The following is a 15,465-nucleotide window of genomic DNA, read 5'->3' as shown; positions in this document are numbered from 1 at the left end:
TCCTCGTTTCAAGAAGAGTTATCCACAAACATCGAATCGGTGGATCAAGGCTAAGCGGCTGTTCCGGCTCTGCTCCTGACCGTCACGGTCCGCTGAGCGCTCGGCTCTGCCCGCATCGTCCGCGGCCTGGTCCGGCAGCTTCCGTCGGTGGCCGACCCTGGCGTCGCGGGCGGGCGTCCCGCTGATCCTCGCGGCCTGCCCCGGCTCCGGTGGTGCGAGGAGAGCGGTGCTCTAGTTCGGGCGGGCCATGGCCTTGACGAAGGCGCGTTCGACGTCGGCCGCCGAGAGGACTCCGTAGATCTCTCCGGACTCCTCCACGACCAGGTACTCGCTGGCGGGGGTCGCGCGCAGGGCGTCGAGGAGTTCCTCGCCGGAGAGTTCCGCGGAGACCCGCATGCCCTCGGTGAGGTCCTGGGCGAGACCGCCGACGGAGACCCAGGGGCGCCGGTGTTCGGGTACGCCGACGATGCCGGCCTCGCGGACGAGGGAGAGGGGTTCTCCGTCGGCGTCGACGACGACCAGGGCACGGGCGCCGGCCTCGTTGGCGCGCCGCAGTGCCTCGGAGAGGGGGGTGCTCGTCTCGACGGGAACAGCGCGGCGGGTGAGGTTGCGGGCGCGCAGTTCCGGGAGGTGTTCGCGCAGGCGGGCCATGCGGAGGCTGTTGCCGGCGCCGGTCCAGATGATCGCGGCGAGGATGGCAGCGAGCAGGGCGTCGGTGACGGTGTCCATGCCGACGCTGTCCTCGGCGTTGGAGCCGAGGGCGCCGGACTGGGTGAGCAGTGGGAGTCCGATGAGGACGGAGACGGCGAGGGCTCGGCCGACCCAGGCGGCGGCGATCGTACCGCTCATGGGTTTGCCGGTGATCTTCCAGACGACGGCGCGGAGCATACGTCCGCCGTCGAGGGGCAGGCCGGGCAGGAGGTTGAAGGCGGCGACGATGAGGTTGGAGATCATCAGGCCGGCAAGCAGGACGCCGGGGACGGTGCCGGGGTCGACGGTCTGGAGGGCCAGGTAGAAGACGCCCGCGAGGATCAGGGAGAGAAGCGGGCCGACGAAGGCGAGCACGAACTCACGGCCCGGGGTCTCGGACTCCTTCTCGATCTCGGAGACGCCACCGAAGAACTGGAGCTGGATGCGGCGTACCGGGAGTTTGAAGCGGAGGGCGGCGACGGTGTGGGCGAGTTCGTGGACGAGGACGGAGGCGTAGAAGGCGACCGCGAAGAACAGGGAGACGAGGTAGCGCAGGGCGCCGAGTTCGGGCAGGACGCGGTCCAGCTGGCCGCCGAAGACCCAGGTGATGAGGGCGGCGACGAGGAACCAGCTGGGGGCGACGTAGACGGGTACCCCGAAGGGGCGTCCCATGAGGAGTCCGCCGCCTGGGTCCTTGCGTTTCCGGGGGGCGCGGGACTTGGCCAGGCGGGGGGTGAGGCGGGCGCGGCCCGTGGCGTCGGCGGGCGCGTCCGGTGGCGTGGGCTCCGTCGGTTTCGCGGGTTCCGGGTCGGCCGGTTTCGCGGGTTCGGGGCGCTCGTCGTTCCGCGTGGTCTCCGCCACGCGTTCCCCGGTCTCCGCGAGCGTGGTGTCGGTGGTGGTGGGTTCGGGGTGTGTGGCGTCGGTCGCCGGGGCCGTACGCCCTGTGTGGCGGTCGGTCGACTGGTCGTTGCCGGAGCGCGGCTGCCCGCTCCCGCCACTCTCGTCCACGGTGTCCCCTTGTCGGATGCGTCTCCCTTTTCCGCTCCGGGGCGGAAGGGTCTCGGGTCGATGGTATGCGGCCGTCGCAACGCGTTCCGCCCCGGCACCCCCTGTGTTCGCCGGGCTGCCGTCGTCGGGCGAGGCTGCGGCCGGGTCACTGTCAGTGGCGGGCCGTATGGTCGTCGTCATGGAAATCAGCACCGAGGGCGCCACCGAGACCGTTTCGCCGGTTGTGCTGCCCTCCGCGCCGGCGTCGTTGTCGCCCTCGCGGGCCAGTGACTTCATGCAGTGCCCGCTGCTGTACCGGTTCCGGGTGATCGACCGGTTGCCGGAGAAGCCGAGTGAGGCGGCGACGAGAGGCACGTTGGTGCACGCGGTTCTTGAGCGGCTGTTCGACGCGCCGGCGGCCGAGCGGACGGCGCCGCGCGCGAAGTCGTTGATCCCGGGGCAGTGGGACCGGCTGCGGGAGACACGGCCGGAGGTGGTGGAGCTGTTCGCGGACGATCCGGACGGGGAGCGGCTGTCGCGGTGGCTGGGTGAGGCTGAGCGGCTGGTGGAGCGCTGGTTCGGGCTGGAGGATCCGACGCGTCTGGAGCCTGCCGAGCGCGAGCTGTTCGTCGAGGCGGAGCTGGATTCGGGGCTGAAGCTGCGCGGGATCATCGACCGGGTCGATGTGGCGGCCACGGGCGAGGTGCGGATCGTCGACTACAAGACGGGGAAGGCGCCGCGTCCGGAGTATGCGGAAGGCGCGCTGTTCCAGATGAAGTTCTACGCGCTGGTCGTCTGGCGGTTGAGGAACGTGGTGCCGCGGCGGCTGCAGCTGGTGTATCTCGGCAGTGGGGATGTGGTGACGTACGACCCGGTCCTGGCCGATCTGGAACGGGTGGAGCGGAAGCTGCTGGCGCTGTGGGAGGCGATCCGGGAGGCGACGGAGTCGGGGGTGTGGCGGCCCCGGCCGACGAAGCTCTGTGGATGGTGTGATCACCAGGCGGTATGTCCGGAATTTGGGGGCACTCCCCCGCCGTATCCGTTGCCTGTGCGTGTGGCTCCGCCGGATGCGCGGTGATGGATCTGCGGGTCGGTGGGGGCTGGGCGCGCCCAGCGGCGGAGCCGCAGATCGATACAGCCCCGCGCCCCTTTCGGGGCGCGTTGCCGCACAGGGCAGAATGGGAGCTGCCTAGCGAAGGAGATTTACGTGGCCATCCGCGTCCTGCTTGTGGACGACCAGCCGCTGCTGCGTACCGGGTTCCGGATGATTCTGGAGGCCGAGCAGGACATCGCGGTCGTCGGCGAGGCCGGAGACGGTCTTCAGGCGATCGACCAGGTGCGGGCCCTGCAGCCCGATGTGGTTCTGATGGACATCCGTATGCCTCGGATGGACGGTGTGGAGGCGACTCGGCAGATCACCGGGCCGGGGCGGGACGGGCCGGCGAAGGTGCTGGTACTGACGACCTTCGATCTCGACGAGTACGTGGTGGAAGCGCTGCGGGCCGGTGCCAGTGGCTTCCTTCTGAAGGACGCGCCGGCGAACGAGCTGGTGCAGGCGATCCGGGTGGTGGCGGCGGGCGAGGCGATGCTCGCGCCGAGCATCACGCGCCGGCTTCTCGACAAGTACGCGGGGCATCTGCCCTCGGGTGACGAGCCGGTACCGGACACGCTGCACACACTGACCGAGCGTGAGGTCGAGGTGCTGAAGCTGGTGGCGCGCGGGTTGTCGAACGCGGAGATCGCCGCTGACCTGTTCGTCAGTGAGACGACGGTCAAGACGCATGTCGGGCATGTACTGACCAAGCTGGGCCTGCGCGACCGGGTGCAGGCCGCGGTGTACGCGTACGAGAGCGGGCTGGTGCGCCCCGGCGCACAGTAACCGCACATGCGTACGACGGAGGTGTGTGTACGACGACGAGGGCGCCCTTTCCGGTAAAGGAAGGGGCGCCCTCGGCGGCGCATCGCGGGGGTCAGCCCTTCTTGATCTCCCAGAAGCGGAAGACGGTCGAGGCGTCGAGGCAGTACTCCAGGCCGTAGACGTTCTCGCGGGCGACGGCGTACTGCTTGGCCTGCCAGACCGGGAGGACGGGGATCTCCTGGGCGACGATGTCCTGGAGCTCGCCGAAGTCCGCGTCGGTCGCGGCGCGATCGCTCTCGGCGGCGGTACCGGGGATGAGGGTGTCGGTGATCGTGCTGTTGGTGAAGTTGTTCCCGAGCACGTTGCCCTGGCCGAAGAACGGGGCGGTGAAGTTGTCGGCGTCGGGGTAGTCCGGCACCCAGCCCTTCACGTACACGCCGTACTTGCCGGCCTCGATGTCCTTCTCGTACTGGGCGAAGGGCACGGACTGGACGGTCGCCTCGAACAGACCGCTGGCGTTGAGCTGCTTGGCGATGGCCTTGAACTCGTCGTCGGTGGCGGGGCCGTAGCGGGACGGCGTCGACCAGAGGGTCAGCTTGACCTTGCCGGTGATGCCGTCGTCCTGGAGGGCCGCCTGGGCCTTGGACGTGGAGGGGCGGGCGCCGTAGGTGTCGAAGAAGGCGGTGTTGTGACCGGCTATGCCGGCCGGGATGATCGAGTAGAGGGGCGTCGCGGTGTCCTCGTAGACCTCGTTGACGAGGGCCTCCCGGTCGAGGAGGTAGGCGATGGCCTTGCGGACGCCGGCCTTTCCTGCGACCGGGTCGTTCATGTTGAAGACGAGGTGCTGGACCTCGGCGCTGGTGCCCTCGACGATGTCGATGCCCTCGTCGCCGCTGTCCTTCTCGATGTCGGCTATGTCGCCGGCCTTGAGGCCTCGGTAGGCGAAGTCGACGTCGCCGTCGAGGAGGGCGTTCTTCAGGTTGGTCTGGTCGCCGTGGAAGAACTTTAGGGTGACGCCGGAGTTCTGGACCTCGGCGGTGCCCCTGTAGTTCGGGTTGACGGAGAAGACCGCGTTGTCGTCGCCGAACGAGTCGAGCACGTAGGGGCCGGAGCCGGCGGCATCGCCGTCCTTCCGCAGGCCGTCCTCGTCGTACTGCCGGTGGTCGACGATCGAGCCGGCGCCGGAGGCGATCTTGCTGGGGAAGGTGGCGTCGGGCACCTTGAGGTTGAAGACGACGGTCTTCTCGTCCGGGGTGTCCACCGAGTCGAGCATCGGGAACATGATCGCGGGGCCGGCGGGGTCGTTGATCTTCAGCATGCGGTCGAAGGAGAACTTGACGTCCTTCGAGGTGAGCGAGTCACCGTTGCTGAACTTCAGGCCGTCGCGCAGGGTGCACTTGTACACCTTGGTCTCCGCGTCGCTGAAGGCGCACGCCTTGGCGGCCTCGGGCTGCGGTTCGGTGCCTCCGCTGGGGAAGCTCAGCAACGACTGGAAGACGTTGTTGAACAACAGCCAGGAGCCTGGGTCGTAGCCGGAGGCCGGGTCGGTGGCCAGGACGTCGTCGGACATCCCCATCACCACGGTGGAGCCGCCGGCCCCCGAGTCACCGTTCTCCGAGCCGCATCCGGTCAGGAGGCCGGAGGCCAGCCCCGCCACGATGGGCAGGACTGGCCACTGGTTGCGCAGGTTCACGTGGAAGTGCCTTGTCGTTGGGTCTTGAGTACCCGGGACCGTCCCAGCCCCGGGTCGGGATTCGTGCGTCGGACGGGTGTGCCGGTCAGTTGCCCACACCGCGGCCGAGCTCCCAGAACTGGAGCGTCGAGGAGGAGTTGAGCGCCCACTCGGCGCCGGTGATGCCGTCGCGGGCGGCGATGTACTGGTTGCCCTGCCACAACGGCAGTACGGGTACGTCGTCGGCCACGATGTCCTGGATGTCCGTGAGGCTCGTGGAGGCGGTGAGGCGGTCGGCCTCGCGGCGGGACTCCGGGATCAGGCTGTTACGGATCCTGCTGTTGGCGTACGGCAGGTTGAGGAAGTTGTCCTTGTCGAGGAACGGCGCGAGGTAGTTGTCCGCGTCGGGGAAGTCCGGGAACCAGCCCATTCCGTAGACGTCGTACTCGCCCTCCTTCTCGGCCGGGCGGAAGGTGGCCCAGGGGGCGCCCTCGATGGTGACGCTGAACAGACCGCTGGCGTTGAGCTGCTTCTGCAGTTCCTCGAACTCCTGCTTGGTGGCAGAGCCGTAGTGGTCGGTCGTGTAATGCAGGGTCAGTTTCACCGGGGTGGTGATACCGGCGTTCTCCATCAGGGTTCTGGCCTTGGTGTCGCTCGGCTCGCCGTACTTGTTGAAGAAGGAGTTCGAGTGGCCGGTGATGGTGGCCGGGACCAGGGAGTAGAGCGGCTGGGCCTCGCCGCCGTACACCTTGGAGACCAGTTCGGGGCGGTTGATGATCTGGGCCATCGCCTGGCGGACGGCTTTCGTCTTCACCGTCGGGGCGTTGGTGTTGAACGCGAGGTAGCGGATTTCGAGGCCGGGCATCTGGACGAGGTCGATGTCGCCGGTCGAGCCTTCATCGAGCTTCCTGATCTGCTCGGGAGACATCGTGCGGGTCATCAGGTCGATGTCGCCGTCGGAGAGAGCGGTGCCCATGGCGGTGGCGTCCGCGAAGGAACGCAGTTCGACCTTCTCGTTCTTCGGCGTCAACTGCCCCTTGTAGTTGGGGTTCTTGGTGAAGACCGCGTCGACGAGTTCGTCGTTCTTGACGTCGGCGTCGAGCGTGTACGGGCCGGAGCCGTCGACCGCGAAGCCGTCGCGCAGCTTGTCCTTGTCGTAGTCGTCCGGGTTGACGATGCCGGCGACCGGGGTGGACAGCTTGAACGGGAAGGTGGCGTCGGCGGTCTTGAGGTGGAAGATGACCTCGCGGTCGCCCTGGGTCTCGACGGTGTCGATCGTGGACAGCAGGGCGAACACACCGCTGTCGGCCTTGATTCGCAGGGCCCGGTCGATGGAGAACTTCACGTCGGACGCCTTGACGGCCTCACCGTCGGAGAACTCGAGGTCCTTGCGCAGGGTGCAGGCATAGCGCTCGTTGCCCGTGTCGGTGAACCCGCACTTCTCGGCGGCCTCGGGCACCGGGTCACCGTCGCCGCGCGGCTGGACCATGAGGGTCTGCACGGTCTGGCGCAGGATGTTCCAGGTGCCGACGTCGTAGGCGTACGCCGGATCGATCGGCGCCGGAGCCTCCTTCGAGGCGATGAACCGGTCCGTGGTGCCGGCAACGATCGCGCCGCCGCCGCTGCCCCCGCCGTCGGCTCCGCCACAGGCGGCGAGCACCGGAGCGAGCAGTCCGACCACGGTTGGCAGCACCAAAGTCTTGCGGTTCATGCTCGGGGTTCTCCAGGCTGTCGATCCCAGGGGCCCGGCATGCATGGGGTGGTGCGCGCGGGTTCGGGGATTGGGGCGATGTTCTCCCGACGAGGTTAGTCCGGACCGCGGAGAGGCCCGTAGGCAGCCGGAGTTGATAGCTCATCACGCTGCGAAACCGGGCGCGGACGCACCGAAAAACCGACAGCGGAAGGATTCCGCGCAGGCTCTCCCCAAACGGGACACAAGGACATCCCACGAGCCCTCGAAAGAGGTGCGTGTACACGGCACGCGACCACTGTCGAGCCCCTGTCACGTGGCGAACCTCACATGCTCGCCGTCATTGACGCATACGCGAATTCAGCCATCGGCGGACATTCGGTGGAGGGCATTCCCATCTGATGGACCGCCCGTTCATCCGCGCGTTTTCCGGCATTGATCAGGCACGCTCGGTAAACACGCCGGCGCATTTCCGTCATCGCGTTCGTCATCGCGTTCGCCATCGGTCGGTCGCCATCAGTCCGTGCAGAAAGGGCAGGTCGACTTCTTCCAGCGAGGTCACGATCGTGCGGCGCGCGCCGGGGGCGATGGGCGCGATCGACGGTACGGCCACGACCTGGCAGCCGGCGGCCTCGGCGGCTGCGACCCCGGTCGCCGTGTCCTCGACGACCGCGCATCTCACGGGGTCGGCGCCCAGTCCGGCGGCTGCGAGAAGGTAGGGGTCGGGGTACGGCTTCGTACGCTCCACCTCGTCGCCGGCGATGCTCAGCGCGAAGTGCTGCGGGCCCAGCATGGCGAGGACACGGTCGATGATCCGGCGGTGCGAGGCGGAGACGAGGGCGGTCGGGATCTCGTGCGCGGAGAGTTCGGCGAGGAGCCGGGCGGCGCCCGGCATCAGGGGCAGGGCGCGGTCGATACGGTCCTCGAACCCGTCGTTGAGCAGCACCGAGAGTTCGGCGAAGGAGATGTCGGCGCCGGTGGCCTCGATGAGGAACCCGGCGCTGCGGGTCATCGGGCCGCCGACCACGACATGCCGCCAGGAGTCGTCCAGGGTGTGACCGAGACCGGCGAAGATCTCGACCTCGACATCCCACCAGAAGCCCTCGGTGTCCACCAGGGTGCCGTCCATGTCGAGAAGTACGGCCTGCAGTGCTGAGCCTTCGGCCGTACGGGTTCCGAGCGCGGGGACCGTGCTGGTCATCCTGGCGCACCTCCTTGAGGGACGATCAGGCCGGTTGCCCCTGAGTGCACAGAGGGCAACCGGCCTGCGATGGACCGTCAAGTGTACGTCTTGTCCGATCAGCGTGCGTTGAAGTACTTCGCCTCGGGGTGGTGGATGACGATGGCGTCGGTGGACTGCTCGGGGTGGAGCTGGAACTCCTCGGAGAGGTGGACGCCGATGCGCTCGGGCCGGAGGAGGTCGGCGATCTTGGCGCGGTCCTCGAGGTCGGGGCAGGCTCCGTAGCCGAGGGAGAAGCGGGCGCCCCGGTACTTGAGGGCGAACATGTCTTCGACGTCGGTGGGGTCCTCGCCGGCGAAGCCCAGTTCGGAGCGGACGCGCGCGTGCCAGTACTCGGCGAGGGCCTCCGCCAACTGGACGGACAGGCCGTGCAGTTCGAGGTAGTCGCGGTAGGAGTTCGCCTCGAAGAGCTTGGCGGTCTCCTCGCCGATCCGGTTGCCGACGGTGACGACCTGGAGGCCGACGACGTCGGTCTCGCCGGACTCCTCCGGGCGGAAGAAGTCGGCCAGGCACAGTCGGCGGCCACGTCGCTGGCGCGGGAACGTGAAACGCGTACGTTCGTTGCCCTGGTCGTCGAGGATGATCAGGTCGTCGTCCTTGGAGACGCACGGGAAGTAGCCGTAGACCACGGCCGCCTCCAGCAGGCTCTCCGTCTGGAGCTTGTCCAGGAGGCCGCGCAGCCGGGGGCGGCCCTCCGTCTCGGCCAGCTCCTCGTAGGTCGGGCCGTCGCCGGTGCGGGCCTGCTTGAGGCCCCACTGGCCCTTGAAGAGGGCGCCCTCGTCGAGCCAGCTCGCGTACTCCTTGAGCTGGATGCCCTTGATGACGCGGGTGCCCCGGAAGGGCGGGGTGGGGATGGGGTTGTCGATGGCGACGTCGGAGCGGACGTGGCCCTCTTCGGGCCGTTCCTCGACCTCCACGGCGGCGCTCGCGCGGACGCGGCGCTGCTTGAGCTCGGGCAGCTTGGCGCCGGGGACGCCGCGCTTGACGCCGATCAGGGCGTCCATCAGGCGCAGGCCCTCGAAGGCGTCGCGAGCGTAGCGGACCTCGCCCTCGTAGATCTCGTGGAGGTCCTGTTCGACGTACGCCCTGGTCAGGGCGGCGCCGCCGAGGATGACCGGGTAGTCGGCGGCCAGCTTGCGCTGGTTGAGTTCCTGGAGGTTCTCCTTCATGATCACGGTCGACTTGACGAGGAGGCCGGACATGCCGATGACGTCGGCCCTGTGCTCCTGCGCGGCTTCGAGGATCGCGGAGACAGGCTGCTTGATGCCGATGTTGACGACGTTGTAGCCGTTGTTGGTGAGGATGATGTCGACGAGGTTCTTGCCGATGTCGTGGACGTCGCCGCGGACAGTGGCGAGCACGATCGTGCCCTTGCCGTCGTCGTCGGTCTTCTCCATGTGCGGTTCGAGGTGGGCGACGGCCGTCTTCATGACCTCGGCGGACTGGAGGACGAACGGCAGCTGCATCTGGCCGGAGCCGAAGAGTTCGCCTACGACCTTCATGCCCTCCAGGAGGGTGTCGTTGACGATGTCGAGGGCGGGGCGGGTCGTCAGGGCCTCGTCGAGGTCGGCCTCCAGGCCGTTCCTCTCGCCGTCGATGATGCGACGCTGGAGGCGCTCGTCCAGGGGCAGCGCGGCCAGTTCCTCCGCCTTGCCCGCCTTGAGGGACTTGGTGGTGGCGCCCTCGAACAGGGCCATCAGCTTCTGCAGGGGGTCGTAGCCCTCGGCGCGGCGGTCGTAGACCAGGTCGAGGGCGGTGGTCACCTCCTCCTCGCTGAAGCGGGCGATGGGGAGGATCTTCGAGGCGTGCACGATCGCCGAGTCGAGGCCGGCCTTGACGCACTCGTCGAGGAAGACCGAGTTGAGCAGCATGCGGGCGGCCGGGTTCAGGCCGAAGGAGATGTTCGACAGGCCCAGGGTGGTCTGTACGTCCGGGTGCCGGCGCTTGAGCTCGCGGATCGCCTCGATGGTGGCGATGCCGTCCTTGCGGGACTCCTCCTGGCCGGTACAGATGGTGAAGGTCAGGGTGTCGATGAGGATGTCCGACTCGTGGATGCCCCAGTTGGTCGTCAGGTCCTCGATCAGCCGTTCGGCGATGGCGACCTTGGTCTCGACGGTACGGGCCTGGCCCTCCTCGTCGATCGTCAGGGCGATCAGCGCGGCGCCGTGCTCCTGAGCGAGCTTGGTGACCTTGGCGAAGCGGGACTCCGGCCCGTCGCCGTCCTCGTAGTTGACGGAGTTGATGACCGCGCGGCCGCCGAGTTTCTCCAGGCCGGCCCGGAGGACGTCGACCTCGGTGGAGTCCAGGACGATCGGCAGCGTGGAGGCGGTGGCGAAGCGGCCCGCGAGTTCCTCCATGTCGGCGACGCCGTCGCGGCCCACGTAGTCGACGCAGAGGTCGAGCATGTGGGCGCCCTCGCGGATCTGGTCGCGGGCCATCTCCACGCAGTCGTCCCAGCGGGCCTCCAGCATGGCCTCGCGGAACTTCTTGGAACCGTTGGCGTTGGTGCGCTCGCCGATCGCCATGTACGAGGTGTCCTGGCGGAACGACACCGTCTGATAGAGCGACGCGGCGCCGGGGTCCGGCTGGGGGCGGCGCTCGACGGGCGTGGCACCCTGCACGCGTTCCACGAGCTCCCGCAGGTGCTCCGGGGTCGTACCGCAACAGCCGCCGACCAGGTTCAGGCCGTAGTCGCGTACGAAGGTGTCCTGGGCGTCGGCCAGGCCCTCGGGGTCGAGCGGGAAGTGGGCGCCGTCCTTGGTGAGGATCGGCAGGCCGGCATTGGGCATGCAGAGCAGCGGGGTGCGCGAGTGGCGGGCCAGATAGCGAAGGTGCTCGCTCATCTCGGCGGGGCCGGTCGAGCAGTTCAGGCCGATCATGTCGATGCCGAGCGGTTCGAGCGCGGTCAGCGCGGCACCGATCTCCGAGCCGAGCAGCATCGTGCCGGTGGTTTCGAAGGCCATCGAGACCAGCAGAGGTACGTCGAGGCCAGTGGCCTCCATGGCGCGGCGGGCGCCCAGGATCGACGACTTCGTCTGGAGAAGGTCTTGCGTGGTCTCCACGATCAGGGCGTCGGCGCCGCCGGCGAGCAGTCCCTCGGCGTTCGCCTGGAAGCCGTCACGGAGGGTGCCGTAGTCGATGTGGCCGAGGGTCGGCAGCTTGGTACCCGGACCGATCGAGCCGAGGACCCAGCGCTGACGGCCGTCGCGGGCGCCGAAGCCGTCGGCGGTCTCGCGGGCGATGCGGGCACCGGACTCGGACAGCTCGTACACGCGGTCGGCGATGTCGTATTCGGCCGCCGCCGTGTGGTTGGCGCCGAAGGTGTTCGTCTCGACGCAGTCGACGCCCACGGCGAAGTACGCCTCGTGGACGGAGCGGACGATGTCCGGGCGGGTGATGTTGAGGACCTCGTTGCAGCCCTCCAGCTGCTGGAAGTCCTCCAGCGTCGGGTCCTGTGCCTGCAGCATGGTGCCCATCGCACCGTCGGCCACCACCACTCGGGTGGCGAGTGCGTCCCGGAGGGCGGACACACGGGTCCTGCTGTCTGTGGAAGGGGCGGGCGACGAGGCGGCCATGTAAGGGCTCCCTGGAGTGCGACGGCTGTCGGCTATGCGACTTCCCGGGGAAGCGCACGCCGCAAGGGTAGCCCGGTGCGGGGCCGTATGGTCAGGGCGTCCACGGGACGGACTTGCGTGGCGCGGGTGCCGTGGCCGGAAACCACCGGGCGTACGCATGGCATCCACCCGGATGTACGCGAGATGTAACAGGTGGCGACCAGCCATTGGCAGGTGGTCGACATGGACCGGTAATGTTCGACATTGCCGAACGGCGGCAGCGAACGCCGGTTGCTGGCGGTCGAAGGGGACGGAGGCAGGACGGCGATGGCACGGAACATCCAGTCGCTCGAACGGGCGGCGGCGATGCTGCGACTCCTCGCGGGCGGCGAGCGGCGGCTCGGCCTCTCGGACATCGCCTCGTCCCTCGGCCTCGCCAAGGGCACCGCCCACGGCATCCTGCGCACCCTCCAGCACGAGGGCTTCGTCGAGCAGGAGGCCGCGTCAGGGCGCTACCAGCTGGGCGCCGAGCTGCTGCGCCTGGGGACCACCTATCTGGACGTCCACGAGCTGCGCGCACGTGCCCTCGTGTGGACCGACGACCTGGCCCGCTCCAGCGGCGAGAGCGTCCACCTGGGGGTGCTGCACCAGCGGGGCGTGCTGATCGTGCACCACGTCTTCCGCCCCGACGACAGCCGGCAGGTACTGGAGGTCGGGGCCATGCAGCCCCTGCACTCCACGGCCCTGGGCAAGGTCCTGTCGGCCTACGACCCGGTCGCGCACAGCGAGGTCCTGGAGGCCGAGCGCAAGTCGTTCACCGACCGGACGATCAGCGATCTGGAGGGCTTCGAGGGGGTCCTGGACCTCACCCGCGCGCGCGGGTACGCGGCCGACGTCGAGGAGACCTGGGAGGGCGTCGCGTCCATCGCCGCCCCCATCCACGACCGGCGCCGGATGCCGGTCGGCGCGGTCGGCGTCACCGGCGCCGTGGAACGGCTCTGCCGGGAGGGCGAACTGCGCCCCGAACTGATCGCGGCGGTGCGGGACTGCGCCCGCGCGGTGTCGCGGGACCTGGGCGCCGGGCGCTTCTGAGGTTTGCGCACACGAAAGAGGGCCGGGACGCCCCAGGCGTCCCGGCCCTCTCGCGTGCCCGCACGCAGCCCCGCTCCAGGATCGATAGCCCACAGCGATCAATAACGATCGTGTTTTCGATAACAGAACTCTTGACGTGCCTGTAACACCGGAGCAAGACTCCCGTCCATCGGTCGACATTGTCGAACACCGACCGGCAATAGGCGTTAGAGTGTGACAACGCCAAGGGCCGGCAGCTCTCCCCCTGGACGAAGGACAAAGGAGTCGCGGGTGTCCAGCTCCGACATCTTCACCGGCGAGACCATCGGTACCGCCCTGCTCATCCTGCTCGGCGGCGGCGTCTGTGCCGCCGTCACGCTGAAGGCCTCCAAGGCACGCAACGCCGGCTGGCTCGCCATCACCTTCGGGTGGGGTTTCGCCGTACTGACGGCCGTCTACACCTCGGCGCCGCTCTCCGGCGCCCACCTCAACCCGGCCGTGACTCTCGCGCTGGCGCTCAAGAAGGACGGCATCGACTGGAGTGACGTCCCGATCTACTGGGGCGGGCAACTGCTCGGCGCCATGATCGGTGCGGCCCTGGTCTGGGTCGCCTACTACGGCCAGTTCCACGCGCATCTGACCGACAAGGAGATCGTCGGCAGTGCGGGCGCGCAGCCCAAGGCCATCGAGGCGCGGGAGAAGGGGGCCGGCCCCGTGCTGGGCATCTTCTCCACCGGCCCCGAGGTCCGCGTCGCCTGGCAGAACGTCGCGACGGAGGCCATCGGCACGATCGTGCTGGTGCTCGCCATCCTCACGCAGGGCCTCAACGACAGCGGCAAGGGCCTCGGTGTCCTGGGTGCCCTGATCACCTCGCTCGTCGTCGTCTCCATCGGTCTGTCCCTCGGCGGCCCGACCGGTTACGCGATCAACCCGGCCCGCGACCTCGGTCCGCGCATCGTGCACGCTCTCCTGCCCCTGCCCAACAAGGGCGGCTCCGACTGGTCCTATGCCTGGGTCCCGGTGGTCGGCCCGCTGATCGGCGGCGCCATCGCTGCGGGCATCTACAACGTCGCTTTTGCTTAGAGCAGCCTCAGGGAACTTGAGCAACACGCCGTAAGCCAGCCCCCCAACCCACGGACCTCACAGGAGCACACAGTGACCGACGCGCACACCGCCGGCCCGTTCATCGCGGCCATCGACCAGGGCACCACCTCCAGCCGCTGCATCGTCTTCGACCGGGACGGCCGGATCGTCTCCGTCGACCAGAAGGAGCACGAGCAGATCTTCCCGAAGCCGGGCTGGGTGGAGCACGACGCCACCGAGATCTGGACGAACGTCGAGGAGGTCGTCGCCGGAGCCATCGCGAAAGCCGGCATCACCCGCGACGACATCAAGGCCATCGGCATCACCAACCAGCGCGAGACGACGCTGCTCTGGGACAAGAACACCGGTGAGCCCGTCCACAACGCCATCGTCTGGCAGGACACCCGTACCGACGCGCTCTGCAAGGAGCTCGGCCGCAACGTCGGGCAGGATCGTTTCCGCCGCGAGACCGGCCTGCCGCTGGCCTCGTACTTCGCCGGCCCCAAGGCCCGCTGGCTGCTCGACAACGTCGAGGGTCTGCGTGCGCGTGCCGAGGCCGGGGACATCCTCTTCGGCACCATGGACAGCTGGGTCATCTGGAACCTGACGGGCGGTGTCAACGGCGGCAAGCACTACACCGACGTCACCAACGCCTCCCGCACCATGCTGATGAACCTGCACACGCTGGAGTGGGACCCGAAGATCGCCGAGTCCATCGGCGTGCCGCTGTCGATGCTCCCGGAGATCCGCTCCTCCGCCGAGGTCTACGGCGAGGTCACCGGCGGCAAGCTGGGCGACCTGCTCGGCGGCATCCCGGTCGCCTCCGCGCTCGGCGACCAGCAGGCGGCCCTGTTCGGCCAGACCTGTTTCGCCGAGGGCGAGGCCAAGTCGACGTACGGCACCGGCACGTTCATGCTGATGAACACCGGCGACAAGATCATCAACTCCTACAGCGGCCTGCTGACCACGGTCGGCTACCGCATCGGCGACCAGGCCCCGGTCTACGCCCTGGAGGGCTCCATCGCGGTCACCGGTTCGCTGGTGCAGTGGATGCGCGACCAGATGGGCCTGATCTCCACCGCCGCCGAGATCGAGACACTCGCGTCGTCGGTCGAGGACAACGGCGGCGCCTACTTCGTGCCGGCCTTCTCCGGTCTGTTCGCCCCGTACTGGCGCTCCGACGCCCGCGGTGTGATCGCCGGCCTCACCCGGTACGTCACCAAGGCGCACCTCGCGCGCGCCGTGCTGGAGGCCACCGCCTGGCAGACCCGTGAGATCACGGACGCCATGACCAAGGACTCCGGCGTCGAGCTCGCGGCCCTCAAGGTCGACGGCGGCATGACCTCCAACAACCTGCTGATGCAGACCCTCTCGGACTTCCTGGACGCCCCCGTGGTGCGCCCGATGGTCGCCGAGACGACCTGCCTCGGTGCCGCCTACGCCGCCGGTCTCGCCGTCGGCTTCTGGACCAACACCGACGACCTGCGCGCCAACTGGCGCCGGGCCGCCGAGTGGACCCCCAACATGGACGCGGAGAAGCGCGACCGTGAGTACAAGAGCTGGCTCAAGGCCGTCGAGCGGTCCATGGGCTGGCTCGAAGACAGCTCTGTCGAGGAGTAA

Annotated in this window: 10 protein-coding genes; 5 read left to right on the top strand and 5 right to left on the bottom strand. The window is 68.6% G+C overall.

Going from position 1 to position 15,465, the window contains the following annotated elements; all coding sequences use genetic code 11:
* Positions 1-231 precede the first annotated feature (231 nt).
* A complete protein-coding gene (locus tag RB628_RS28225) occupies positions 232-1,698 on the bottom strand; it encodes a site-2 protease family protein (RefSeq protein WP_318323339.1) in 1,467 nt (488 codons plus the stop codon).
* Positions 1,699-1,876: 178 nt separating this feature from the next.
* Here RB628_RS28225 and RB628_RS28220 point away from each other — a divergent pair, with 178 nt between their 5' ends.
* Both RB628_RS28220 and RB628_RS28215 read left to right on the top strand, forming a co-directional pair.
* Positions 1,877-2,755, top strand: a complete 879-nt coding sequence (locus RB628_RS28220) for a RecB family exonuclease (protein ID WP_318323338.1) — start codon at positions 1,877-1,879, stop codon at positions 2,753-2,755.
* A 129-nt stretch (positions 2,756-2,884) separates the two neighbouring features.
* Positions 2,885-3,556 carry a response regulator gene (locus tag RB628_RS28215; RefSeq protein ID WP_107019862.1) on the top strand — a complete coding sequence of 224 codons (672 nt, stop codon included), beginning with the start codon at positions 2,885-2,887 and terminating at the stop codon, positions 3,554-3,556.
* Between the two features lie 91 nt (positions 3,557-3,647).
* On the opposite strand, the gene RB628_RS28210 is transcribed toward RB628_RS28215, so the two are convergent.
* From RB628_RS28210 to metH, 4 genes are all read right to left on the bottom strand, one after another.
* Entirely contained in the window at positions 3,648-5,228 is a 1,581-nt protein-coding gene (locus RB628_RS28210; protein WP_318323337.1) for an ABC transporter substrate-binding protein, read from the bottom strand.
* An 85-nt stretch (positions 5,229-5,313) separates the two neighbouring features.
* The gene (locus RB628_RS28205) at positions 5,314-6,918 is read right to left on the bottom strand and encodes an ABC transporter substrate-binding protein (RefSeq protein ID WP_318323336.1); all 1,605 of its coding nucleotides are present in this window, start codon (positions 6,916-6,918) and stop codon (positions 5,314-5,316) included.
* Positions 6,919-7,384: 466 nt separating this feature from the next.
* A complete protein-coding gene (locus tag RB628_RS28200; protein ID WP_318323335.1) occupies positions 7,385-8,098 on the bottom strand; it encodes an HAD family phosphatase in 714 nt (237 codons plus the stop codon).
* Positions 8,099-8,196: 98 nt separating this feature from the next.
* The gene (gene metH, locus RB628_RS28195) at positions 8,197-11,712 is read right to left on the bottom strand and encodes a methionine synthase (protein ID WP_318323334.1); all 3,516 of its coding nucleotides are present in this window, start codon (positions 11,710-11,712) and stop codon (positions 8,197-8,199) included.
* A gap of 306 nt (positions 11,713-12,018) precedes the next feature.
* Between metH and RB628_RS28190 the strand changes: the two genes are divergently transcribed.
* The 3 genes from RB628_RS28190 to glpK all read left to right on the top strand — a co-directional run bounded on the left by RB628_RS28190 (position 12,019) and on the right by glpK (position 15,465).
* Complete coding sequence (locus RB628_RS28190) at positions 12,019-12,783, top strand: IclR family transcriptional regulator (RefSeq protein WP_318323333.1); 765 nt, start codon at positions 12,019-12,021, stop codon at positions 12,781-12,783.
* Between the two features lie 270 nt (positions 12,784-13,053).
* A complete protein-coding gene (locus RB628_RS28185) occupies positions 13,054-13,845 on the top strand; it encodes an MIP/aquaporin family protein (protein ID WP_318323332.1) in 792 nt (263 codons plus the stop codon).
* Positions 13,846-13,917: 72 nt separating this feature from the next.
* Positions 13,918-15,465 (top strand): glycerol kinase GlpK, encoded by a 1,548-nt coding sequence (gene glpK / locus RB628_RS28180; RefSeq protein ID WP_318323331.1) that lies wholly within the window; start codon positions 13,918-13,920, stop codon positions 15,463-15,465.

The sequence above is a fragment of the Streptomyces sp. ADMS genome (assembly GCF_033441795.1).
Lineage (GTDB): Bacteria > Actinomycetota > Actinomycetes > Streptomycetales > Streptomycetaceae > Streptomyces.
This window is presented reverse-complemented; position numbering and strand designations above follow the sequence as displayed.

What these genes read in the sequence shown, in the direction of transcription:
- RB628_RS28205 (WP_318323336.1), bottom strand. Translation starts at nt 6,918, where the DNA reads ATGAACCGCAAGACTTTGGTGCTGCCAACCGTGGTCGGACTGCTCGCT.
- RB628_RS28200 (WP_318323335.1), bottom strand. Translation starts at nt 8,098, where the DNA reads ATGACCAGCACGGTCCCCGCGCTCGGAACCCGTACGGCCGAAGGCTCA.
- RB628_RS28220 (WP_318323338.1), top strand. Translation starts at nt 1,877, where the DNA reads ATGGAAATCAGCACCGAGGGCGCCACCGAGACCGTTTCGCCGGTTGTG.
- metH (WP_318323334.1), bottom strand. Translation starts at nt 11,712, where the DNA reads ATGGCCGCCTCGTCGCCCGCCCCTTCCACAGACAGCAGGACCCGTGTG.
- RB628_RS28190 (WP_318323333.1), top strand. Translation starts at nt 12,019, where the DNA reads ATGGCACGGAACATCCAGTCGCTCGAACGGGCGGCGGCGATGCTGCGA.